This window comes from Nesterenkonia sp. AN1 (assembly GCF_000582475.1).
GTDB lineage: Bacteria > Actinomycetota > Actinomycetes > Actinomycetales > Micrococcaceae > Nesterenkonia > Nesterenkonia aurantiaca.
Genome location: NZ_JEMO01000004.1, coordinates 13,815 through 34,508, shown reverse-complemented (window position 1 = coordinate 34,508; position 20,694 = coordinate 13,815). Strand labels below are relative to the sequence as shown.

Sequence of the window (20,694 nt, the reverse complement as noted above, 5' to 3'; positions counted from 1 at the left end):
CATCCGCCCGCATCCGCCCGCATCCGCCCGCATCCGCCCGCATCCCGGGCGAGGATCGAAGGACTTCATCCCATGCCAGCACCCTCAGCCATCACCCTGCACGACCTCTCCTTCGAATGGCCCGACGGCACGTCCGTCCTGGAGCAGCTCAACGGGACCATGACCACCGGTCGGACCGGACTGATCGGGCGCAACGGCACCGGCAAGTCCACGTTGTTTCGGCTCATCGCCGGAGAGCTGACTCCAACAGCGGGTCACATCAGCACCATCGGCGACGTGGGCTACCTTGCCCAGACGCTCACGCTCGGTCACGGCAGGACCGTGGCCGGGCTGCTCGGGATCGAGCCCACCCTGAGGGCGCTGCACGCGATAGAGGCGGGCGACGCGGCCGTCCGGCACTTCGAGGACGTGGGCGATGACTGGGACATCGAGTCCCGAGCCGAGGAGGCGCTCCAGCGGATCGGATTCTCCGTGGCTGATCTGCAGCGTCCGGTCACTGAGGTCTCCGGTGGTGAAGCGATGCTCATCGCCGTCACCGGGCTGCGGCTGCGCAGGACCCCGGTCACGCTGCTCGACGAACCGACCAACAACCTGGATCGCCGCACGCGAGCCCAGCTCGCTGAGTTCGTGGACGACTGGCCGGGCACGTTGGTGGTGATCAGTCACGACCTCGAGCTGCTCGAGCACATGGACTCCACCGCGGAGCTCCACGCCGGCCGGCTCGAGGTTTTCGGGGGCCCCTACAGCCAGTTCAGCGAGCACCTCGCGCAGCAGCAGGCCGCGGCGGTTCAAGCAGCGCGGACCGCCCAGCAGGCGCTCAAGACCGAGAAGAAGCAGCGCATCGAGGCGGAGACCAAGAATGCCCGCCGGGAGCGGGCCGGTAAGCGGACCCAGGCCAGCGGGGGGATCCCGAAGATCCTGGCGGGGAACCGCGCGAGCAAGGCACAGGTCTCGGCGGGTGCCATGCGCGCCACCCACGAGGGCAAGGTTCAGGCCGCCCAGGCTGCAGTAGACGCCTCGGATGCCAAGGTCAGGGACGAGGAGCACATCCACCTCACGCTGCCGGACCCTGCGGTGCCGCGCAGCCGCCGGATCGCCGAGCTTCGGGACGGGTCCCGCAGCATCATCCTGCAGGGCCCGGAGCGTGTCGCGCTGACCGGACCCAACGGTTCGGGGAAGACGACCCTGCTCGAGCACCTGGTGCGCGGCGGATCTGATTCAGGAGTTTCTGGGGGTGGGATCACCGGTGAGCTGTTGACCGACCGGGTGGGATACCTGCCGCAGCGTTCGGATGACCTTGATGAATCAGGCTCGGCGCTGGAGAACGTGCAACTGGCGGCCCCGTCCTTGCCGGCCGGCGAGATCCGCAATCAACTGGCTCGACTGCTGCTGCGCGGCTCCGTGGTGGACCGCCCCGTCTCCAGCCTGTCCGGGGGAGAGCGCTTCCGAGTCAGCCTCGCGGGGCTGTTGCTGGCAGAACCGCCGGCGCAGCTGCTGATCCTCGATGAGCCCACGAACAACCTCGATATCGCCAGCGTGGAACAACTGGCCGAGGCGTTGGGCGCCTATCGCGGGGCGCTGCTCGTCGTGAGCCACGACGTTGGGTTCCTGGCGCAGCTGGATCTCGACGCCGTGATCGAGATCGACGACGTCGGTGGCCTGAGTCTGCGGACCGAGCCCGAGTAGAGAGATTCCACCGCTGACACCGACAATCCTGGTCCTGCGCAGAGTGGCTCGTGTGCCCTGAGCTCGCTGAACGGCGGGGAGCACGGAGCCCCTGCGCAGGCAATCACCATGGAATCACCAGGCGCCACCCATAGGTTCTAGTCAGGTGCCACATTCTTTCGGGTACTGACAATGATTCGATGTGAGGAGTCACATGCTGGCCACACTGCATAATCTCGGTTTTCGTTCAGAGTACGCCTACAACGCCGCATTGGCCTCTGTAGCCCTGTCCTTCGGAAGCTGGACCGCGTCCCGCTTCAAGAAGGATGATTCCAAGCCACAGGCCGACCGCTGGGGCATCTTCGTGGGCCACTGGGCCCCCACCTTCTTCGGGCTGGGCCTTGCGCTCTCGCAGTATGAGAACAAGGGCAAGAAGCGCTGAATCTGAGGTTTCCTGAGCGGGGTGCTGCCGATCATCGGCGGCACCCCGCTCTGTGTGGATGACCTTTGACTCGCCTCGAAACGCCTCGGCAGAACAGGCGCTGACCGCGCCTCAATCCATGGATTGAGCGACTTGGTTCGGAGTGACCTCTGAATGACGTGGCCAGAACTCTGCAGACTGCCCATCCAGCGAGTGTCGAATAGAGACCGCATCACGGATTTACATGCTCTGTGGGTGTTTACGTAATAACGTGATTCCGTTAGCCTGTGATCATGACCGATGACCACGCCTTCCGGGAACTGAACGACCGCCTCGCGGAGGTCGAGCTGCGGCTTGCCGCCCTCGAGTCACCCACGCCTCCGCAGTCACCCACGCCTCCGCCGTCGGCCGCTGACCAGGACGAGGTCTTCTGGGCGCTGGACGGACTCAAGCAGCGCATGCAGGATGCAGCCGGCGCCGTGCTGATGACCGGCGCGGTCACGGTGCCGAAGGGGCATCACGCGCAGTGGCAGATTCAGGGCTCGGTGCAGGAGATGTTTGCCACCGACTTCGCCTCGCGAGCAGAGCGGCTCTCAGCAGTGGCGCACCCGGTTCGGCTGCAGCTGATCCAGCGGCTGCTCACGGACGCTTCCACCGTCGAAGAGATCCGTGATGCCGGGGACTTCGGCACCACCGGGCAGGTTTACCACCACCTGCGCCAGCTGGTCGCCGCCGGATGGGTCACCGCCCTGGGTTCCGGGCGCTACGAGGTGCCGCCGGCGCGGATCGTCCCGCTGCTGGTCATCCTGCTGGGAGTGGATCGCTGATGCGGAGGACCATCTCACGCCTGAAGCCGCTCTGGCTGGTGCCGGTCTTCTTCGGTGCGACGCTGGGTGTCCTCTCACTCTTCGGCGCCGTGCCGAGCTTCATCGAAGCCGTCCCGTCTCTGGTGGTGATCGCGGCGATCGCCCTGGGCGTGGTGCTCATGGCTGTTCACCCGAAGGCGGCGGAGCATGAACCCCATGTGATGGCCGCGCCGGTCCGTGGTCGTTGGGCCGCCCTGAATTCGCCAGGTCAGCAGCTGCCGAGCCATGGATCCAGGTTCCTCGGGCAGTACGCCGCTATCGATCTCCTGCAGCCGAGCACCCCCGAGACACCGGCCAAGGTCCGGAAGGCCTGGCGGAACTCGCGCCCAGAGGAGTATCCGTGCTTCGGGGCGCAGGTGTATTCGATGGCGCCCGGCGTCGTCGCCGGGACACTGTCTCGTGTGCGCGATCACCGGGCCAGGAACACCTGGCAGGGCCTGATCTACATGATGGCCCTCGAGGGCATGCTCCGGTCGGTCGCCGGGCGGGGTGCGATCCTCGGCAATCACGTGATCGTTGCGCACGACGACGGCACCGCAGCGGTCTATGCCCACTTGCGGCAGGGGAGTGTGCTCCTGGAGGTCGGGCAGCGGGTGAGCGCGGGGGAGCAGCTCGGGGAGGTCGGCAACACCGGGAACTCCTCAGAGCCGCACCTCCACGTGCATCTGATGGACCGCATGAACCCCAATGTGGCGGCCGGGCTGACCCTGACCTGGGAGAACATCCAGCGGGCCGGCGAGATCGAACCGTCCCTCGAAGACATCGCGAAGGAGCCCGAGCCGAACGCGATCCGGTCCATGCCCCGCAATGGGGAGATCTTCGAGGCCTGATCCGGAGCACGCGGCCAACGTCATGGAGGTTGACTCAGGTGGCTGTGATGTCATGAGACAACGGCAATGAGGAATGACCCTCAGGAACAACGACAGGAGTGACCCATGCGGGCGATCTGGTCTGGCGACGTGTCTTTCGGGCTGGTGACGGTGCCGATCAAGCTGTATTCGGCCACCCGGAGCCATGATCTGTCTCTGCATCAGGTCCATGAGGACGACGGCGGTCGGATCCGCTACGAGCGGCACTGCGAGGTCTGCGGCGAGAAGGTCGACTATAAGGACATCGACAAGGCCTATGACTCCGGGGAGTCCTCGGTGATCCTGACCAAGGAGGAGCTTGGCGAGCTGCCTGCGGATGACTCTAAGGAGATCGCGGTGGAGCAGTTCGTGCCCGAGGAGCAGATCGACTCCATGGTGCTGGACAAGTCCTACTACCTGGAGCCTTCGGGGAAGTCCGCGAAAGCCTATGTGCTGCTGCGCCGGACCCTGGAGGAGTCCTCGCGGGTGGCCATCGTGACGTTCACGCTGCGCTCGAAGACCCGGCTCGGGGTGCTGCGGGTGCGCGATGACGTGATCGTGCTGCAGGGGCTGCGCTGGGCCGATGAGCTGCGCGAACCTGAGTTCGAGATCCCCAAGTCGCGGCTGACCAAGAAGGAACAAGAGATGGCCAGCTCGCTGGTGGACTCCTACGCCGAGGACTTCGATCCGGAGCGGTTCAAGGACGAGTACCAGGACCAGCTGCACACCCTGGTGGAGGAGAAGCTCGCCCACGGTGAGAACATCGACACCGAGGCGACCTTCGGCAACCTCGAGGATGAGGACGACGGCGACGGCAACGTCATCGTCCTCATGGAAGCGCTGAAGCAGTCCGTGGATTCCCGGCGCAAGAGCTCCGGAAAGGGGTCGGGGGAGTCCGGCGGCACGAAGGAGAAGGCAGCCAAGGGCTCGGGATCGAAGAATTCCGCGAAGGGCGGGGCTTCGAAGGGGTCCTCCAAGGGTGGATCCGCGAAGAGTTCATCCTCCAGCGGTGGGTCCAGCGAGAAGAAGGCGAGCTGAGCGGGATCCGGAGAGTCACCGCCGTGAAAATCAACCATACGGTTGACACTTGGCGGGTCTGAGCTTCCGGAGCACTACCTAGGCTAGAGGCATGGATATCATCTACGACCTCAGCGTCCTGGCCCACCTGTTCGCGATGGCGACAGTCATCGGAGGATACTTCGTGGTCCTCCGCAAGCCACGACCCTGGCCGGTCATGGTCTGGGGTGCCCGCATCCTGCTGCTCAGCGGCCTGCTGATCGTCGCCTTGGGCGAGGCTGCCGATATCTGGGGCGGCGGCGATGTGAACCACCTCAAGATCGGAATCAAGCTGCTCGTCTCACTCGCAGTGGTCGCGACCTTGGAGATCGCCGCAGGCAAGTCGCGTCGAGACAATCAGGTTGCCAGCCAGAAGCTGACCCACGCCGCGGGCATCCTCGCCACCGGCAACGTCCTGGTGGCGGTCCTCGTGCCAGGCTTCCTCTAGGGATCTCCCCGGGCCGTTCCGCTCGTGTCTTGCGCTTCACCGCGTCTGGCTCGATCAGGCAGCGCGGGAGGGCGTTTTCAGGGCTGCGGCTGCGGAGGTGGTGTCTTCGTCGTGAAGGAGACCGTGATCCAACTATGCGGATCCTCCCCGTCCAGCTGCGCGCGAGTCGAGTCACGGATCCGATCCCAGTCCTCCAGGGAGCGCATCCCCATCTCTGTGGGTACGTAGAAGACGACGTCGATCGTGCGAGCGCGTCCCTGCTGCGAGGCGTAGACCCGATAGTCGGTGAAGCCTTCTGTCTCGGTGACATCCTGGGCCGCTCCCTCGGCCTGTTTCTTGAGCTCGGGTGGAGTCACCAGGGAGATCTCGGCCAGGGCCCTGCGCAATGTGGAGAACGGCAGTGGAAGCAGGATCAGAGCCACGATTGCCAGTACCGCTGGATCGACATAAGGCATCGCCCATTCCGCGTCGGTGTCCTCGATCAGCATGCCGATCAAGAAGGCCACAAGCAGAGCGCCGGTCACCCCTCCGGCCATGAGCCAACCCTTCACATCCATCGCCACCAGAGCTGAGCCGATCTTCTTGTTCGCGCGATGCTCGATGGACCCGATGGCGATGGTCAACACAACGACGACGACGGCGTAGACCACGGCGGGACCGAACTCGACATCACGGCCACCCGTCAGCAGAGCCGATATCGCCTGGAAAAGTGCGTAGGAGGCCACCGACATCATCAGCAGGGCGTTCACCGCTAAGACGATCGGCTCGAAATGCCAGAAACCCATGGTGAATCGATCATGTGTTCTTTTCGAGAGCGCATTAGATGCTGACTTCGCGATGAGCCCCGCAAGGGTGATCGAGACGACCGACATCACCGCATCGACCAGCGAGAAGACACCATCGAAGAGGATGGCGAACGATCCGGAGACGACGCCGAATCCGATCCCCAGCGCAGAGACGATCAGGACTCCCAGCAGGGAGACCTTGAGCGCCTGTTGTTCCGTACGCACGGCGTTGAAGCCCTTTCAGATGTGAGGTAGACCCGAGGAGAGGGCTGCTGATCGCGTCAAAGCGGAGCCAGCTTAGCAAGGGCCACGTCAGATGATGCGCTGCGCGCGGGCCTGATCGACGGCCTGCGTGCGGTTCTCCACGCCGAGCTTCTCGTAGATGTGGACCAGATGCGTCTTGACAGTGGCCTCCGAGATGAAGAGGACCCGGGCCAGATCTCGATTGGTGGCTCCGGTGGCGAGCTGCTGCAGGATCTCGATCTCACGCGGCGTCAGTGCCGTCGAAGGAGAGGCGATACGCTTCATCATCCGTGCGGTGACGGAGGGTGACAGCACCGGTTTCCGCGCAGCGGCATCCAGCACCGCATGCTGCACGGTCTCCGAGGGCGCATCCTTGAGCAGGTAGCCGATCGCGCCGGCAGCCATGGCGGCCACGATGTCCGCCTGAGTGTCGAAGGTCGTCAGTATCAGCACCGGGAGGTCATGCTCCTGGGTGATCCTCCGGGTGGCTTCGACTCCGTTCATGCCTGCCCCCATCTGCAGGTCCATCACCACCACGTCCACCTCCCGTGCGGATGCCGCGAGGATCTCCAGCGCCGCCTCGCCGGTGCCAGCCTCGGCGGTGAGGCGCAGCCTGCCTGAGCTCTCCAGCAGCGCCTTCACCCCTGCCCTGACCACGGGGTGGTCGTCTACGAGCAGGACGCGAACCTGTGTCATCGGTTCCGGTGTCCGTGCATCAGGTGCCAGCGATCCGGGTGTCATGGCCCCTCCAGGGGAAGTCGGATGTTCACCGCAGTGCCGCTGCCCCGAGTCGACTCGATGGTCAGTGCGCCGCGGAGCTCCTGAGCGCGGGCTGCGAGTTTTTCCAGTCCGTAGCTGTGGGCGTCTTGTGGTCCGGCCCGGGCGTCGTCGTCGACGAAGCCGATACCGTCGTCGACCACGTCCAGCGAGACCGCATCGGGCCAGACCTGCAGGGTGACCACCGCCGTGCGGGCACGCGCGTGGGCGACCACGTTGCCCAACAGCGACTGGGCTGCCCGCAGCAACACCGCACGGTGGTTCAGCGGCAGATCAGGCAGCTCGCCCTCGCTTCGGAAACTGCACTGCAGGTCTTGTCCCTCTGCGTGCGCCCGATCGGCAGTCCGGGCGGCCACCTCGCGGAGGGCGGTGGGGAGGTCGGAGTCCAGGACAGGGGAGCTCAGATCCCGCACGAAACGTCGGGCTTCAGCAAGGTTCTCTGCCGCCGTCTGTTCAATCACGGCGAGGCGTTCACCGGCCCTGGCCGGGTCGTGCTGCTCCCACGCCTTACGCACGGCGCGGCTCATCAGCACGATCGATGACAGTCCCTGCGCGAGAGTGTCGTGGATCTCGCGGGCCAGGCGCTCGCGTTCGCCTGCGCGCCCCACCTCTTGTTCCTGCTCCGCAAGCTCCAGGCGAGCCGCTTCCAGCTGACGGATGGTCCGCAGATGACGTTCGCTGTCCCGGTACAGGGCCCGGTAGGCGAAGCCCATGACCACCGCAAAGGCAGCGCCCAGGGATGGCCCGATCACCATGGCCAGATGGATATCCCCGGAGGGTGCGTGCAAGAACTGGGCCACGATCACCACCGCGGTGAGCCCCGCGATGCTCACTATCGCGGGCCTGGTCGGCAGGATGACCAGGTAGATGAAGAAGAGCGGAAACGCCACCCAGGAGAAATCGGGACTGGCCAGCGTCAGCCCCGCCCACACCAGGGTGACCGCGCCCAACCACGGCAGCACGAAGCGCCGGGGACTGCGGGTCGTCCGGCCCTGGGAGAAGCTGCTTTCCCAGCTGGTTCCCAGCAGGTAGATGCCCGCCAGAAGAATGCTGAGCGAGACGATGAGTCCTTCGCCCCCATAGGCAGAACGGATGCCGACGACGACGCGCAGCACTCCGATGAGCAGCAGGGCGGCGAAACTGACGTGCAGGCTGATTCTCAGACCCCGCAGAATATCGGGCGTGGAGACCTCTCCCACCAACGATGCCCTCCTTGGCTGCTCCACGACAATGGACGACGCTCGTGGGCCGTGGCTCTCCACTTCTCTCATCGTACCGAGCGGGATTCCTTGCCGGACCAACCATTCGGTTGAGCCTGACCTCCACCGAACGGACCTGCTGGATCAGCCGTTCCCACCATCCCTGAGGGCACCGATTCCAGGATCGTTGAAAGCACGATCATCTCCCACCACCTGCTCTCTGGAGTCGCAATGTATCTATCCCGCCGGGACATCATCTTCGCCAAGGGGCGTTTCGCGCTGATCGGCGGAGTCGTCGGCCTGATCACCATGTTGTTGGTGTTGCTGACAGGCCTGACCAACGGTCTCGGCCAGCAGAACACCTCCGCCCTGGAGAGACTGGACGCTGCACACGTCATCTTCAGCACGCCCGCGGCCCCAGATGGTGATCCCTCCTTCACCGAATCGGGCATCACCGCCGCGGAGCTGGACATCTGGCAGGAGGCTCTGGGTGGAGGTGCCGTGGAGCGGCTGGGTGTGACGCAGACCCGAGCTGAGACCAGCAGCGCTGCCGCGGAGAACGCCTCGACCCCCACGGCGACGTCGGTCGCGGTCTTCGGCGTGGAAGAGGACACCGCGCTGGCCCGTGAGCTGGACGTGATCCAAGGTCAGCCGCACCCACGTGAAGGCGAGGTCATCCTCAGCTCCGTGATCGCGGAGGACCTGGGCGTGGCGCCGGGGGACAGCGTCCGTCTGTCCTCCGGTGAGTTCACCGTTGCCGGGGTGGTCGATGACGCGTTCTACAGTCACGTCCCGGTGGTCTGGGCCGCAGTCCACGACTTCGGGAGCATCGCTCATCTCAGCGAGGACACGGTGGCGACAGTTCTCGCGGTGCCGGCTGCCGCCACTCCCGAGGCATCCGGACGCACCGCAGCGGACGATCTCTCCCCCGCCCACGATCTCTCCCCCGAGACCTTTGACAGGGTCAACGACCAGGCTGGCACAGTCTCCACCGATACGCGGGGAGCCTTCAACGCCCTGCCGGCCTATCAGTCAGAGCGTGGCTCATTGTTGATGATGCAGGCTTTCCTCTATGGAATATCCGCGCTGGTGGTCGTGTCTTTTCTCACCGTATGGACCATTCAGCGCACCCGTGATCTCGCGGTGCTGCGCGCACTGGGATCCTCCCGCGGTTATCTGGTCCGCGACGCACTCACCCAGGCCGCCATCGTGGTCTCGCTCGGTGCTCTCGCCGGCGGGCTCGCCGCCTGGGCGGCAGGACTGCTCATCGGCGGCGCGGTGCCATTCGTGCTGACACCCCTGACGGTCGCCACCCCTGTTGTTGGTGTCTTCGCTCTCGGCGTGGCAGGTGCCGTGCTGACCACCCGGCGCGTCGCCCGCGTCGATCCGCTGCTCGCCCTTGGAGGGAACTGACCATGACTTCGATCCACACCTCATTCGCCCCGATGACTCAGGTTCCGGGTGGCCCCATGGCCCTGCAGCTCGACTCCGTGACCCTGACGTACCCGGACGGAGTCGATCAGGACGGCACGACTCGTGCCCTGAAGGCTCTCGATTCAGTCAGCTTCTGTGCCGAGGCTGGAACCATCACGGGCCTGGTCGGCCCCTCAGGTTCCGGGAAATCGTCACTGCTCGCCGTCGCCGCAGGCCTCAGCCGACCCACCTCCGGGTCTGTTCATATCGCTGGTCGGGAACTGACCGGGCTGCCCGAACGGGAGCTCGCGGCACTGCGCCGGGACCGGATCGGGACCATCTTCCAACAGCCGAACCTGCTGCCCAGTCTCACCGCGCTGGAACAGCTCGTGCTCACGGCGCATCTGCGGGGGAGTCGGGGCAAGCGGCTGAAGGCCGCAGCAACACGGTCTGCGGAGCTTCTGGACTTGGTGGGATTGGGTTCAGAGGGGAACCGGCGTCCCCACCAGCTCTCCGGCGGTCAACGCCAGCGGGTCAATATCGCTCGGGCCCTGATGGGTGACCCTGCGGTGCTGCTGGTGGACGAACCGACTTCCGCTCTGGACCACGAACGGGCGCTCTCCATCATGGAGCTGCTGCTGGCCACTACGCGAGACTTCCACACTGCAACGCTCGTCGTCACCCACGACGCTGAGCTGGCAGCGCTGACAGACCGGTCCATCAGCATGCGCGATGGGCGCCTGGAGCCTGAACCGGTGATCACTCCATCGTGATGTAACCCTCGAGCCGATCGAGGCGTTCGTTCCACTCGGCGCGCTGCGGGTAAAGGGCTAGGGCTTGATACCGCGGGGGTGGTCAGTCCAGGGTGCGCGCGACTCGCGGAGCTCTCCGGCGCCGGTCCTGACTGCATGCAGCGCCAGGATGCCGGTCACCGCGCTGGGGTTGCGGATCTGACCGGTGAGCACCGCCTGCACGGCCTCGGTCAGCGGGACCCACGCCTTCTGAATCTCGGCCTCCTCGCCCTCCCGTGCGTGCTGCTCATGTTCTGGGGTCTCCGTGATCCCTGAGGCGAGGTAGATCCGGATGGCTTCGTTGGAGGCGCCGGGGCTCGTGTGAAAGTCCGCCAGGGTGTGCCAGGTGGCGGCGCTGATATCGGCTTCCTCATGGAGCTCTCGGGCTGCGGCGTCGAGCATCGGCTCCCCCTCGGCGTCGAGCAGTCCGGCCGGAATCTCCCACATGTTCTGGCGCAGCGGGTGGCGATACTGCCGGATCAGCAGCACTCGGTCCTGCTCGTCGATCGCAAGCACGGCCACGGCACTGAGGTGCTTGAGGAACGCGCGGGTCAGGGTCTCCCCGGCCCGCCCGAAGCTGAAGGTCTCTTCGACCAGGTCATAGATCGGGGTCGACTGCAGCGACTTGGCCTCGAGGATGGGGTGCTCGGCGGGGGAGTCGTGGATCGGCATGGGGCCAGCCTACGTGGGGCTGTCGCGGGCGCACCGGCCGAGGGGCCGAGCCGCCGTCGTCGTTCCCTGCGTGACATGTCCCATAGGCGCATACGTCCTGGAGTTCTAGACTGCGGAGATACGCGCCGTGGCCTGTGCACAGGTGGCGGCGACTCATTCGGGAAGGACGTCATGCCGACAGTTGCACGGAACATCGTTGATACCTTGCACGCCAGCGGAGTCGAGCGGATCTACGGGATCTCCGGGGATTCGCTCAACGGCCTGACCGATGCGCTGCGTGCGGCGGGGACCATCGAGTGGGTGCCCACCCGGCACGAGGAGGCCGCCGCCTTCGCCGCCAGCGCCGAATCCCAGGTCACCGGCGAGCTTGCCGTCTGCGCGGGCAGCTGCGGACCGGGCAACCTGCACCTGATCAACGGTCTCTTCGACGCGCAGCGCTCGCGGACTCCGGTGCTCGCGATCGCGGCGCACATCCCCAGTGAGGAGATCGGGTCTACCTATTTCCAGGAGACCCACCCGCAGGAGCTCTTCCGCGAGTGCAGCGTCTATGTGGAGCATGTCGCCCACGCAGACCAGATGCCGCGGCTGCTTCGCATCGCCATGCGCGAGGCCATCGAGAAGCGTGGGGTCGCCGTGCTGGTGATCCCCGGTGATGTGGCGCTCGCCGATGTCCAGGCCGAGGCGGAGAGCATCCGGCCGATGCTCTCCCGGGTCATCCCGGCCGAGACGGATCTCGACCGTGCGGCCGAGGCGCTGAACACCTGCGAGCGCGTGACGATCCTGGCCGGGGCCGGCACCGCCGGGGCTCACTCCGAGCTGCTCGCGATCGCTGAGCGGCTGCAGGCGCCGATCGTGCATGCGCTGCGCGGCAAGGAGCACGTGGAGTGGGACAACCCTTACGACGTCGGAATGACCGGGCTGCTCGGGTTCTCCTCCGGGTACCGGGCGATGGCCGCCTGCGAGACCCTGCTGGTGCTCGGTTCGGATCTGCCGTATCAGCAGTTCTATCCCGAGCATGCGAAGGTCGTGCAGGTCGACATCCGCGGCTCCCAGATTGGCCGGCGCACACCGGTCGATGTCGGGCTGGTCGGCTCGGTCAAGGACACCGTGGAGGCGCTGCTGCCGAGACTCGACGTGCATCAGGACTCCCGACACCTCGATGGGGCGACGAAGCACTACGCCAAGACCCGCAAGGACCTTGACGCGCTGGCCACCCCGTCCAAGCGGACGATCCATCCGCAGTACCTGACCAAGCTGATCAACGACGCCGCCGACGACGACGCGATCTTCTTGCCCGACGTCGGTTCCCCGGTGGTCTGGGCCTGCCGGTATCTGACGATGAACGGCCGACGTCGGCTGCTCGGCTCGTTCAGCCACGGGTCCATGGCGAATGCGATCTCGCAGGGGATCGGGGTGCAGATGGCCGAGCCGGAGAAGCAGGTGATCGCGCTCGCCGGTGACGGTGGGCTGGCGATGCTGATGGGTGAGCTCCTGACCATCACGCAGAACGAGCTGCCGGTCAAAACCGTGGTCTACAACAACTCCTCGCTGAACTTTGTCGAGGTGGAGATGAAGGCCGCCGGCATCGTCAATTTCGGCACCGAGCTGAAGAACCCCAATTTCGCGAAGGTGGCCGAGGCGATGGATATCAAGGGGATCCGAGTCGAGAAATCTGAGGATCTTCCTGCGGCCGTGGAGGAGTTTCTCGCGCACGATGGCCCTGCGCTGCTCGATGTCGTCACCGAGCGTCAGGAACTCTCGATGCCACCAAGCGTGACCGCTGAGCAGGCAAAAGGCTTCACGCTTTACGCGGTGCGAACGGTGCTCAGCGGCCGTGGCGATGAGCTCGTCGACCTCGCGAAGACGAATTTCCGCCAATTGTTCTGATTCTTCGCTCGTCCACAGAACCGCCCCGGCCCTGTTGCGCCGGGGCGGTTCTGTCTAGTGTGTGCTTCAGCAGCAGTGACGCGATGGACGGGACAGGTTCATGAACACTTCAGCGGGTCGGCTTGGTGTGGTGAGTGCTGTGCTGTTTCTCGGGTGCCTCCTGAGTTCCTGCGGCGGCAACGATGCCGGACCTGAACTCGGTGGGTCCAATGCTGAGCCGAGCACGGAGGAGGCCTCACCGGAGGGTGGAGCTTCGGAGCCGGAGCAGCCGGGTGGTGACGGGGATGAGACCGGGGACCCTGAACCGGCCCCGACGCCGGTACCTGCGTCCTCGGATGGCCCCGCGCAGAACTGGCCCGAGCCTGAGATTCCGGCTGAGATCTATGAGGAGACCGAGGAGGGGGCGTTGGCGGCGTTGCAGTATTGGTTCGACACGGCCACTTACTTGCAGCTCACGGGGGACCCTGGTCCATTCGACTCGATGTCCAGTTCTGACTGCGTCGTCTGCGGTCGGACGACGGAGCAGTTTGAAGAGGTTTACAGTTCGGTGGGCGCTTGGCACGTGGCGGGAAGAAGTGTGGTTCAGGATCCCATCGCATCCTCAATCACCAACGACCGAGAGATTGGCGTGTTATTCATACTTTCAGAGAGTCCTGCCCAGGTATATGAGTCGTCTGGTGAACAGGTGCTGGACCACCCAGGTGATGATCTAGAGGCAGAAGCGAGCCTCGTGTTTGGGAGCGACTCGTGGCAGGTCGACGAGGTCGCGTTTTTCCCCGACGAGAGCGACTAATAATGGCTTCCTTCCGGCGGGTAAGCGTGTTGATCGCGATCCTCGCCCTGGCGTTCCTGCCTCTCACGATGAGGTCACCCCCTATGGCCGAAGCCTCGAGTAGTAGCTCCTGCGCTGGCATCACTGGCATGTGGGGGGATCGCTCGGGTCAAGGCGGGCCGCCCAGCGCAACCGTCGGTGGATCGTCGTGTGCGCCTATTCAAGGACCTGTCAGAAACCCGTCCCGAGTGGAGGACGATCAGCCATTCACACCGAGCGAAAATGACACAGGCAGTGGCGGCGGCAGTGGCCAAGGTGGTGGCGGAACGAGTTCGGCTTTCGACCAGGCTCCGCCGATACCAGTTTGGTGTTCCGGGACGTCTGGCGTGGAAAGGATCGACTGTCGAGAGCGTCTCGATCGCACTTGTATCGCGGAGGGTGAGGGCCAACTGACCGCACTGCCTGACGCGGAAACGGGAGGGCAAGGGTTCGCTTGCCTTCCAGAAGCCGAAGTAAGCGAAGCTGTGGTTGAGGCGCTGCCTGAAGAAGTCGAAAACGAGGAGGAGGAGGCCGTCGACATGATGGCCCTCTTACCCGGTGCTGTAGAAGAAGCTTTCGTAACCCTCCCCATCGCCGGGGGCTCCGTCGAATTTGAACCTGATCTCCTCGGTTTCGGCTACCGGAACCGGCACACGCATATGTTCGCGGACGTCGAGACGCAGACCCTGAACCAGACGCTTCTCGGCATCCCCGTGGAGATCCGCGTGAATCCGCAGAGCTTCCAATGGAACTACGGCGATGGTGCCAGTCGCGCCACATACGAGCCCGGAGAACCAATGCCCGAGAGCTGGCAGGGCGAGACTGTGGTGAAGACCAACCAGGAAACTCTCACGAGTCACGTCTACACCGAGACCGGGCGCTTCCCGGTCAGTCTGGCCACGACGTTCGTCGGGGAGTATCGAGTCGGCGGCGGACCCTGGATCGTGATCCCGGGCTCGGTAGATGTCCAGGCCTCACCGGGGCAGGCGGATATTTGGCGAGTCGCCGCACGCAACGTCTCCGGCTCCTGCCGCAATGCCGTCGACTGGGGCTGCAACGGCCCAGTCACCCTTGAACCCGGTGACACTCCACCGAAGATCTTCGCCGACCAGTACGACGCCAACGGCAACTGGCTGGGGGACTGAGTCCAGGCGCCGCGGCGGCATCGGCCCTCGGCGCACGACCTTCCCTGGCAGTTGAGTTCGCCGCTCCATACGCAGCGATCGGAGAATTCAACTGCCCGGGAGGGTCAGCGGAGGGGGAGGTGGTTGCCGGCGATCATGCAGCGCACCGACCCGCCGGCGGCTTCAAGGGTGGAGACCTCCACCGGCACCAACGTGCAGTGTGCCGAGATCGTCTCCCGCTGCTCATCCGTCAGGCTCGCCTCGGCCGTGGTGGAGAGCACCAGGTAGCGTCCGCCGGGCCCGGCAAGTTCCAGGCAGTTTCCGGCGAAACGGTTGACCTGGGATTCGCTGAGCCCCACCACGGTCCGGCCGGAATCACGCAGCACCTCGAGCACGTGCTCGCGCTGGGAGACGTCGCGGATCATCGCGCTGCTGATCAGGGCGAGGTCGGTGCCCACGGACATCATGACGTTGGTGTGGTACACCGGCACCCCGTCGCCGTCGGTGGCGTCGAAGAGCACCGGGGTATAGCCGAAGTCCCGGCAGAACTCAGCGAAGAGTCCACCGGAGAGCCGCCGGGAGCGGCAGGCGTAGGCCAGGCGCTCGCGGTGATCCAGCACCATCGAACCGGTGCCCTCGAGGTACTCCCCGAAGCGTTCCGCCGAGGAGTAGTCCACCACCCGGCGGACTCGGTGGGTCTCCTGTAGGTGCGCAAGAATGTCCTCGCGCCGCTCGGCCCGGCGGTTCTCCGCGTACATCGGGTACAGCGTGACCGTGCCATCGGGATGGGTGCTGAACCAGTTGTTCGGGAACACGCTGTCCGGCGTCTCTGCGGAGGAGTCATCGAAGAGGTCCACTCCGATGCCCAGACTTCCCAGGGTGCGCCCGAGCTCGGTGACCTCGGCATAGGCCGCGGCAGCTACTGCACGGGAGGCATCCCGGGCGGCTGAGGGCAACAGCGCGTGGAGGATGCGCTGCTGGAAGCTGTTGTCCGCCGCCGTCTCGGGATTCGGTGTGAAGTGGTGCGGTCGGACCAACACCACCCGAGAGGGGGCCTGCTCGGTCACCAAACCGGCGGCCGAAGCACCCGCCTCCCTGCGCGGTCCCATGTTGAGTCGCCCCGCTGGGGCCTCAAGCACTTCAGTCATGGAGGATCACCCCACCGGCTTCATCGAGCTGACCAGGGAGAACAGGTCCTTCGGGTCCTCGGGATCTGCGACCAGGTCCAGCGAGGTCTGCAGATCGGTGCCGGCAGTGGCATCACGGACGAAGCGCAGCGCCGAGAGGTCAGCAATCGCGAAACCCACCGAGTCGAAGATCGTGATCTGCTCGGCGGACTGCCGCCCGGCCTCGGCCCCGGTGAGCACCTGCCAGAACTCGACCACTGGGAAATCAGGCTCCATCTGCTGGATCTCACCCTCGATCCGGGTCTGTTCCGGGTACTCCACGAAGACCCGGCCGCGGCGCAGGATCTCGGCGTCGAGCTCGGTCTTGCCCGGGCAGTCTCCGCCCACGGCGTTGATGTGCACGCCGGGGGAGATCTGCGCAGAGCCCAGGATGGTGTTCTGCGCCTTGTCCGCGGTGCAGGTGGTGATGATGTCGGCGCCCGCGACGGCCTCGCTGGTGGATGATGCCAGGGTGACCCGGAAGCCGAGCGGCTCCAGGTTCCGGCGCAGCTTCTCCATCGCGGCCGGATCCACGTCGAAGACCTGCAGGTCCTCGATGCCCAGCGCGGAACGGATCGCCAGCGCCTGGAACTCGGCCTGGGAGCCCGCGCCGATCAGCGCCATCCGTTCCGAGTCCGGACGGGCCAAGGCCTTCGCGGTCATCGCCGAGGTCGCGGCGGTGCGCAGCGCGGTCAGCAGCGTCATCTCGGCGAGGAACGTGGGGTAGCCGTTGTCCACGTCGGCGAGCATGCCGAAGGCGGTCACGGTCTGGAAGCCGCGAGACGGGTTCAGGGGATGTCCGTTGACGTACTTGAAGGCGTAGGTCTCCAGGTCCGAGGTCGGCATCAGCTCGATCACGCCGAACGGGGTGTGGCTGGCGATGCGCGGGATCTTGTCGAAGCTCTCCCAGCGGCGGAAGTCATCCTCGAGGTAAGCGATCATCTCGGTCATCAGGTGCTCGACACCCTCGCGCTGGATCCAGCGGGCCATGTTGCCGACGTCGACGAACTGCGTCATCAGAAGCTCCTTCAGGGGTGGTGCGTGAATCGTGCCAGGTTGATGAGTCTCAGACTAGAGATCTCGATGTGCACATGTAAGAGCATTTGTGTTGAAATTCGGGGCGATCAGGTGGCAGTTTGTCAGGGTGCAGTTAGCATGATGTACATGCCGCGACTCACCGATCTCGACCGCCGCCTGATCTCCGCGCTGCGCAAGGACGGCCGCGCCCCGGTGGCGGCGCTCGCCGAACAGCTCGGAGTCGCCCGCGCCACAGTGACCAGCAGGATCGAGAAGCTCAAAGCCCAGGGGGTGATCGTGGGCTTCAGCGTGCGGGTCCACGATCACAACGAGACCGGCGAGGTCCGCGCGATCTCCTTCATCGAAGTGGTCGGACGCACCACCGATCACGTGATCGCCGAGCTGCGCGGCTTCCCCGAGATCATGGCGCTGCACACCACCAACGGCGGCTGGGACCTGGTTGCGGAGATCTCCTGCGAGCATCTGCGCGACTTCGACGAGGTGCTGCGCCGGGTGCGCGGGATCAAAGGCGTGGTCAACAGCGAGACCAGCCTGCTTCTGAGCTCGGTGGTCCGCTGAGAGCCGGAGCCTGTGCGGGGATCGTGCGGTCGCCGCGCGCTGGGAGCCGAACCGGCGCCGCCTTCGTTGTGCTCCCGCCGTCCCTCCCGGGCAGTTGAGTTATCCGGCGGCTACGTAGGTGCCGGATTCTTCAACTCGCCGGGTAACCTGGGGGCCTATGCGCGTCACCATTGATCCTCACACCGAAGGCGTCCTGAACAACGACGCTGGCTCCACCGTCCGCCGCTCCGTGCTCCCCGCCGGGGTGCGGGTGCTCACCGAGGAGATGCCGGGCCAGCGCTCGGTCACCCTGGGGTTCTGGATCGGGGTGGGCTCCCGCGACGAGGCCGCCCATCAGCACGGTTCCACCCACTTCCTGGAGCACCTGCTTTTCAAGGGCACCAAGACCCGTTCCTCGCTGGAGATCGCCTCGGCCTTCGACAGCGTGGGCGGTGAGTCCAACGCGCTGACCGGCAAGGAGCACACCTGCTACTACGCCCGGGTGCTGGACACCGATCTGCCCATGGCCGTTGATGTGCTCACCGACATCGTCACCTCCGCGTTGCTGGACCCGGCCGAGATGGAGATCGAGCGCGGGGTGATCCTCGAAGAGCTCGCCATGGCCGAGGATGATCCCGAGGATGTGGTCCACGAGCGGTTCGGCTCCCAGGTCCTCGACGGCCACCCGCTGGGCCGCCCCATTGGCGGCACCCCCGCAGAGATCAACGCCGCCAGCCGCGAGGATGTCTTCAACCACTACCAGCGCTGGTACCGCCCCGATGAGCTGGTCATTACCGCCGCCGGTGGCCTCGACCACGACCACGTGGTCTCCCTCATCGCCGAGGCGCTGGAGAAGTCCTCCTGGGACATGAGCGTCCCCGGCTCGCCGGCGCAGCGCAGGGTCGGACAAGAGACCGAGATCCCGGTCCGTGCCGGCACCGAGACCATCATCAAACCGGTGGAGCAGTCCCAGGTGATCCTCGGCGGACGCGGCATGGCCGCCTCGGACGAGGACCGCTTCGCGCTCTCGGTGATGCACGCGGTGCTCGGCGGCGGCATGTCCTCCCGGCTCTTCCAAGAGGTCCGGGAGCGCCGCGGGCTGGCCTATTCCACATACTCCTTCTCCTCGGCGATGACCGACGCCGGCTATTTCGGGCTCTACGCCGGCTGCCTGCCGAACAAGGTCGCCAAGGTCACCGAGGTCATGGCCGCTGAGCTCGACCGGATCGCCACCGACCATGTCAGTGCCGAGGAGCTGACCCGCGCCAAGGGTCAGCTGCGCGGCGGCACCGTGCTGGGCATGGAGGAGACCTCCTCGCGGATGTCTCGGCTGGGCCGCGCGGAGCTGGTGCGCGGGGAGTTCGTCGACATCTCGGACACGCTGCACCAGATCGACGCGATCACCGCCGAGGACGTGCGCAAGGTCGCCGCCAGGCTGGCCGACTCACCGCGAGCTGTCACGGTGGTCGGGCCCGCCTGAACCGGAGGGTGATGCTGCAGTCCAGACCGAGGGGGCCTCATGCACGGCAGGCATAGCCACGGTGAGGCCCGACGCGCCGGCGCCGTGGTCGTGATGCTCGGCCTGGTGCTCCTGACGGCCTGCGCCGGAGACTCAGGTCCTATCGGGTCCGAGAGTCCTGGTGATCGGTCCACCAGCGGTCCTGCGGCGACCTCCCCGGAGGAAGGTCTCGACGGCGATGGCGGTGACGGCCCCGAGATGAACCCCACTCCGGTGCATGAGACCTCGGAGCTGGTGTCCGAGCACCTCTCCAGCTGGCAGGAATATAGCAGCGCCTCAGAGGCTGAGCTGCAGGTGGCCTTCTACAGCGGCAACCCCGCCTGCTATGGCGTGCGCTCGGTGGTGGAAGAGACCGATACCCAGGTTCGGGTGGCCACCATCTCAGGCACGCTGCCCGATGCGATCGACTCCGCCTGCACCCAGGAGGCCCGCTACGTCGCACTGGTCATCGAGCTCGACGAGCCGCTGGGCGAGCGTGAGGTCGTGCCGCTGACCGAGGTCGAGCTGACCCGCTGACCTGCTCGTGCGCTGACCCGCTGACCCGCTGGCCCGCGCCTGATCCCCTGTGGTCCGCGCGTTCAGTGCGGCCCGGACCAGATCCGGCTCTGCGCAGCCCCAATTGCTTCGAGCCCGCCGAAGTAGACCTCGATCTCAGTGATCTGTCCGTCGACCACCTTCATGATCTCCACGTTGCTGAAGGGCTGCTGGTTCCGCAGCTGCGCGATGTAGCGCAGCATCACCGTGCCGGGTTCGATCTCCAGCACCGTCGTGATCTCCTGACGCAGGAACCGCTCTGCGGTGGGGAAGCAGGTGTCGAGGAAGGTGGACTTGTCCACGTGGTCATCCTGCGGCGAGGTGAAGGTCATGTCATCGCTGAGCAGCATTCGGGCTGCCCGTCGGTCTCCGACTCGGTAGGCCGCGAACTGCGCCAGAACCGTCTCCATCGGCGTCCTGATCATGCCCCGGAATCTACTCGACGGTCCTGTGGCATGTCAGCGGCTCGCGGCCCCAGATGCTTCGGTCAGCCGCCGGCGAAGGGCGGAAGCACGTCGAGCTGATCTCCGGGACGCACTCGGGAGGTCTCCGTCCGGGCCCTGACCCCATTGATCAGGACCGAGCTGCGCGCGCAGACCCGCTCCAGGCTGAGCGTCGCCGCGCCGTCGTCGGAGTTGTGGTCGGAGTGGCGCTCGGGGCGCTCGTCAGGGTTGCGATCGGCGTCACCGGCGGCGGAGTCGGCAGCAGGGCCGGGGCTTGAGCCCTGCTCCCGGACCATCCGCGGCAGGTCCGCCAGCAGCTCCATGACGGCTATTCCTTCTGCCGGGACCGGCAGCCTCAGCTCCTGCGCCCCGGCCGCTTCGGCGGCGGCGGCGAAGAACCGGACATGGATCGGCGCAGGGGTCGGCGCGGCGGAGATCTCGGGCATCTGGT

At 65.8% G+C, this 20,694-nt stretch carries 22 protein-coding genes; 14 read left to right on the top strand and 8 right to left on the bottom strand.

Going from position 1 to position 20,694, the window contains the following annotated elements; all coding sequences use genetic code 11:
• Positions 1–72 precede the first annotated feature (72 nt).
• The 6 genes from BG28_RS02480 to BG28_RS02455 all read left to right on the top strand — a co-directional run bounded on the left by BG28_RS02480 (position 73) and on the right by BG28_RS02455 (position 5,304).
• On the top strand, positions 73–1,686 hold the full coding sequence (locus BG28_RS02480; RefSeq protein WP_036473900.1) for an ABC-F family ATP-binding cassette domain-containing protein: 1,614 nt from the start codon (positions 73–75) through the stop codon (positions 1,684–1,686).
• Between the two features lie 193 nt (positions 1,687–1,879).
• Positions 1,880–2,107, top strand: coding sequence for a hypothetical protein (locus tag BG28_RS02475; RefSeq protein WP_036473899.1), 228 nt, complete (start codon positions 1,880–1,882; stop codon positions 2,105–2,107).
• A 272-nt stretch (positions 2,108–2,379) separates the two neighbouring features.
• A complete protein-coding gene (locus BG28_RS02470; RefSeq protein WP_036474142.1) occupies positions 2,380–2,913 on the top strand; it encodes a helix-turn-helix transcriptional regulator in 534 nt (177 codons plus the stop codon).
• The gene (locus BG28_RS02465; protein WP_051500863.1) at positions 2,913–3,782 is read left to right on the top strand and encodes a M23 family metallopeptidase; all 870 of its coding nucleotides are present in this window, start codon (positions 2,913–2,915) and stop codon (positions 3,780–3,782) included. The genes BG28_RS02470 and BG28_RS02465 overlap by 1 nt, the downstream gene beginning before the upstream one ends.
• Before the next feature lie 105 nt (positions 3,783–3,887).
• Positions 3,888–4,838 carry a Ku protein gene (locus BG28_RS02460; protein ID WP_036473898.1) on the top strand — a complete coding sequence of 317 codons (951 nt, stop codon included), beginning with the start codon at positions 3,888–3,890 and terminating at the stop codon, positions 4,836–4,838.
• 91 nt (positions 4,839–4,929) lie between these two features.
• The gene (locus tag BG28_RS02455; protein ID WP_036473897.1) at positions 4,930–5,304 is read left to right on the top strand and encodes a hypothetical protein; all 375 of its coding nucleotides are present in this window, start codon (positions 4,930–4,932) and stop codon (positions 5,302–5,304) included.
• Between the two features lie 77 nt (positions 5,305–5,381).
• On the opposite strand, the gene BG28_RS02450 is transcribed toward BG28_RS02455, so the two are convergent.
• The 3 genes from BG28_RS02450 to BG28_RS02440 form a co-directional block, all read right to left on the bottom strand.
• On the bottom strand, positions 5,382–6,314 hold the full coding sequence (locus BG28_RS02450; RefSeq protein ID WP_036473895.1) for a cation diffusion facilitator family transporter: 933 nt from the start codon (positions 6,312–6,314) through the stop codon (positions 5,382–5,384).
• Between the two features lie 87 nt (positions 6,315–6,401).
• A complete protein-coding gene (locus tag BG28_RS02445) occupies positions 6,402–7,028 on the bottom strand; it encodes a response regulator transcription factor (RefSeq protein WP_036474137.1) in 627 nt (208 codons plus the stop codon).
• Positions 7,029–7,069: 41 nt separating this feature from the next.
• On the bottom strand, positions 7,070–8,308 hold the full coding sequence (locus BG28_RS02440; RefSeq protein ID WP_161634783.1) for a sensor histidine kinase: 1,239 nt from the start codon (positions 8,306–8,308) through the stop codon (positions 7,070–7,072).
• A 231-nt stretch (positions 8,309–8,539) separates the two neighbouring features.
• On the opposite strand from BG28_RS02440, the gene BG28_RS02435 reads away from it, so the two are divergent.
• Both BG28_RS02435 and BG28_RS02430 read left to right on the top strand, forming a co-directional pair.
• The gene (locus BG28_RS02435; RefSeq protein ID WP_036473890.1) at positions 8,540–9,721 is read left to right on the top strand and encodes an ABC transporter permease; all 1,182 of its coding nucleotides are present in this window, start codon (positions 8,540–8,542) and stop codon (positions 9,719–9,721) included.
• Positions 9,722–9,723: 2 nt separating this feature from the next.
• Positions 9,724–10,494, top strand: a complete 771-nt coding sequence (locus tag BG28_RS02430) for an ABC transporter ATP-binding protein (protein WP_084479347.1) — start codon at positions 9,724–9,726, stop codon at positions 10,492–10,494.
• Between the two features lie 57 nt (positions 10,495–10,551).
• On the opposite strand, the gene BG28_RS02425 is transcribed toward BG28_RS02430, so the two are convergent.
• Positions 10,552–11,184, bottom strand: coding sequence for an NUDIX hydrolase (locus BG28_RS02425; protein WP_036473888.1), 633 nt, complete (start codon positions 11,182–11,184; stop codon positions 10,552–10,554).
• 171 nt (positions 11,185–11,355) lie between these two features.
• Between BG28_RS02425 and poxB the strand changes: the two genes are divergently transcribed.
• The 3 genes from poxB (at position 11,356) to BG28_RS02410 (ending at position 15,027) form a co-directional block, all read left to right on the top strand.
• On the top strand, positions 11,356–13,071 hold the full coding sequence (poxB, locus tag BG28_RS02420; RefSeq protein WP_036473886.1) for a ubiquinone-dependent pyruvate dehydrogenase: 1,716 nt from the start codon (positions 11,356–11,358) through the stop codon (positions 13,069–13,071).
• Positions 13,072–13,171: 100 nt separating this feature from the next.
• Entirely contained in the window at positions 13,172–13,864 is a 693-nt protein-coding gene (locus BG28_RS02415) for a DUF6318 family protein (protein ID WP_152539186.1), read from the top strand.
• 557 nt (positions 13,865–14,421) lie between these two features.
• The gene (locus BG28_RS02410) at positions 14,422–15,027 is read left to right on the top strand and encodes a hypothetical protein (RefSeq protein ID WP_235180937.1); all 606 of its coding nucleotides are present in this window, start codon (positions 14,422–14,424) and stop codon (positions 15,025–15,027) included.
• 104 nt (positions 15,028–15,131) lie between these two features.
• On the opposite strand, the gene ctlX is transcribed toward BG28_RS02410, so the two are convergent.
• Both ctlX and BG28_RS02400 read right to left on the bottom strand, forming a co-directional pair.
• Positions 15,132–16,154 (bottom strand): citrulline utilization hydrolase CtlX, encoded by a 1,023-nt coding sequence (gene ctlX, locus BG28_RS02405; RefSeq protein ID WP_200869280.1) that lies wholly within the window; start codon positions 16,152–16,154, stop codon positions 15,132–15,134.
• 6 nt (positions 16,155–16,160) lie between these two features.
• Positions 16,161–17,189: an ornithine cyclodeaminase gene (locus BG28_RS02400; protein ID WP_036473880.1), complete on the bottom strand. Its 1,029-nt coding sequence runs from the start codon at positions 17,187–17,189 to the stop codon at positions 16,161–16,163.
• A 147-nt stretch (positions 17,190–17,336) separates the two neighbouring features.
• On the opposite strand from BG28_RS02400, the gene BG28_RS02395 reads away from it, so the two are divergent.
• From BG28_RS02395 to BG28_RS14115, 3 genes are all read left to right on the top strand, one after another.
• Positions 17,337–17,768: an Lrp/AsnC family transcriptional regulator gene (locus tag BG28_RS02395; RefSeq protein ID WP_036473879.1), complete on the top strand. Its 432-nt coding sequence runs from the start codon at positions 17,337–17,339 to the stop codon at positions 17,766–17,768.
• Between the two features lie 157 nt (positions 17,769–17,925).
• The gene (locus BG28_RS02390; protein ID WP_036473877.1) at positions 17,926–19,227 is read left to right on the top strand and encodes a pitrilysin family protein; all 1,302 of its coding nucleotides are present in this window, start codon (positions 17,926–17,928) and stop codon (positions 19,225–19,227) included.
• Positions 19,228–19,266: 39 nt separating this feature from the next.
• Positions 19,267–19,782 carry a hypothetical protein gene (locus BG28_RS14115; RefSeq protein ID WP_051500860.1) on the top strand — a complete coding sequence of 172 codons (516 nt, stop codon included), beginning with the start codon at positions 19,267–19,269 and terminating at the stop codon, positions 19,780–19,782.
• A 62-nt stretch (positions 19,783–19,844) separates the two neighbouring features.
• Here the strand turns inward: BG28_RS14115 and BG28_RS02380 are convergent, their stop codons facing one another.
• Together BG28_RS02380 and BG28_RS02375 are read right to left on the bottom strand one after the other, a co-directional pair.
• Positions 19,845–20,225: a nuclear transport factor 2 family protein gene (locus tag BG28_RS02380; protein WP_133726159.1), complete on the bottom strand. Its 381-nt coding sequence runs from the start codon at positions 20,223–20,225 to the stop codon at positions 19,845–19,847.
• Positions 20,226–20,287: 62 nt separating this feature from the next.
• On the bottom strand, positions 20,288–20,689 hold the full coding sequence (locus BG28_RS02375) for a MoaD/ThiS family protein (protein ID WP_036473875.1): 402 nt from the start codon (positions 20,687–20,689) through the stop codon (positions 20,288–20,290).
• Positions 20,690–20,694: the final 5 nt, after the last annotated feature.

Coding starts and splice junctions, on each gene's coding strand:
- BG28_RS02480 (WP_036473900.1), top strand. CDS start 73: ATGCCAGCACCCTCAGCCATCACCCTGCACGACCTCTCCTTCGAATGG.
- BG28_RS02475 (WP_036473899.1), top strand. CDS start 1,880: ATGCTGGCCACACTGCATAATCTCGGTTTTCGTTCAGAGTACGCCTAC.
- BG28_RS02470 (WP_036474142.1), top strand. CDS start 2,380: ATGACCGATGACCACGCCTTCCGGGAACTGAACGACCGCCTCGCGGAG.
- BG28_RS02465 (WP_051500863.1), top strand. CDS start 2,913: ATGCGGAGGACCATCTCACGCCTGAAGCCGCTCTGGCTGGTGCCGGTC.
- BG28_RS02460 (WP_036473898.1), top strand. CDS start 3,888: ATGCGGGCGATCTGGTCTGGCGACGTGTCTTTCGGGCTGGTGACGGTG.
- BG28_RS02455 (WP_036473897.1), top strand. CDS start 4,930: ATGGATATCATCTACGACCTCAGCGTCCTGGCCCACCTGTTCGCGATG.
- BG28_RS02445 (WP_036474137.1), bottom strand. CDS start 7,028: ATGACACAGGTTCGCGTCCTGCTCGTAGACGACCACCCCGTGGTCAGG.
- BG28_RS02435 (WP_036473890.1), top strand. CDS start 8,540: ATGTATCTATCCCGCCGGGACATCATCTTCGCCAAGGGGCGTTTCGCG.
- BG28_RS02430 (WP_084479347.1), top strand. CDS start 9,724: ATGACTTCGATCCACACCTCATTCGCCCCGATGACTCAGGTTCCGGGT.
- BG28_RS02425 (WP_036473888.1), bottom strand. CDS start 11,184: ATGCCGATCCACGACTCCCCCGCCGAGCACCCCATCCTCGAGGCCAAG.
- poxB (WP_036473886.1), top strand. CDS start 11,356: ATGCCGACAGTTGCACGGAACATCGTTGATACCTTGCACGCCAGCGGA.
- BG28_RS02415 (WP_152539186.1), top strand. CDS start 13,172: ATGAACACTTCAGCGGGTCGGCTTGGTGTGGTGAGTGCTGTGCTGTTT.
- BG28_RS02410 (WP_235180937.1), top strand. CDS start 14,422: ATGATGGCCCTCTTACCCGGTGCTGTAGAAGAAGCTTTCGTAACCCTC.
- ctlX (WP_200869280.1), bottom strand. CDS start 16,154: ATGACTGAAGTGCTTGAGGCCCCAGCGGGGCGACTCAACATGGGACCG.
- BG28_RS02400 (WP_036473880.1), bottom strand. CDS start 17,189: ATGACGCAGTTCGTCGACGTCGGCAACATGGCCCGCTGGATCCAGCGC.
- BG28_RS02395 (WP_036473879.1), top strand. CDS start 17,337: ATGCCGCGACTCACCGATCTCGACCGCCGCCTGATCTCCGCGCTGCGC.
- BG28_RS02390 (WP_036473877.1), top strand. CDS start 17,926: ATGCGCGTCACCATTGATCCTCACACCGAAGGCGTCCTGAACAACGAC.
- BG28_RS14115 (WP_051500860.1), top strand. CDS start 19,267: ATGCACGGCAGGCATAGCCACGGTGAGGCCCGACGCGCCGGCGCCGTG.
- BG28_RS02380 (WP_133726159.1), bottom strand. CDS start 20,225: ATGATCAGGACGCCGATGGAGACGGTTCTGGCGCAGTTCGCGGCCTAC.
- BG28_RS02375 (WP_036473875.1), bottom strand. CDS start 20,689: ATGCCCGAGATCTCCGCCGCGCCGACCCCTGCGCCGATCCATGTCCGG.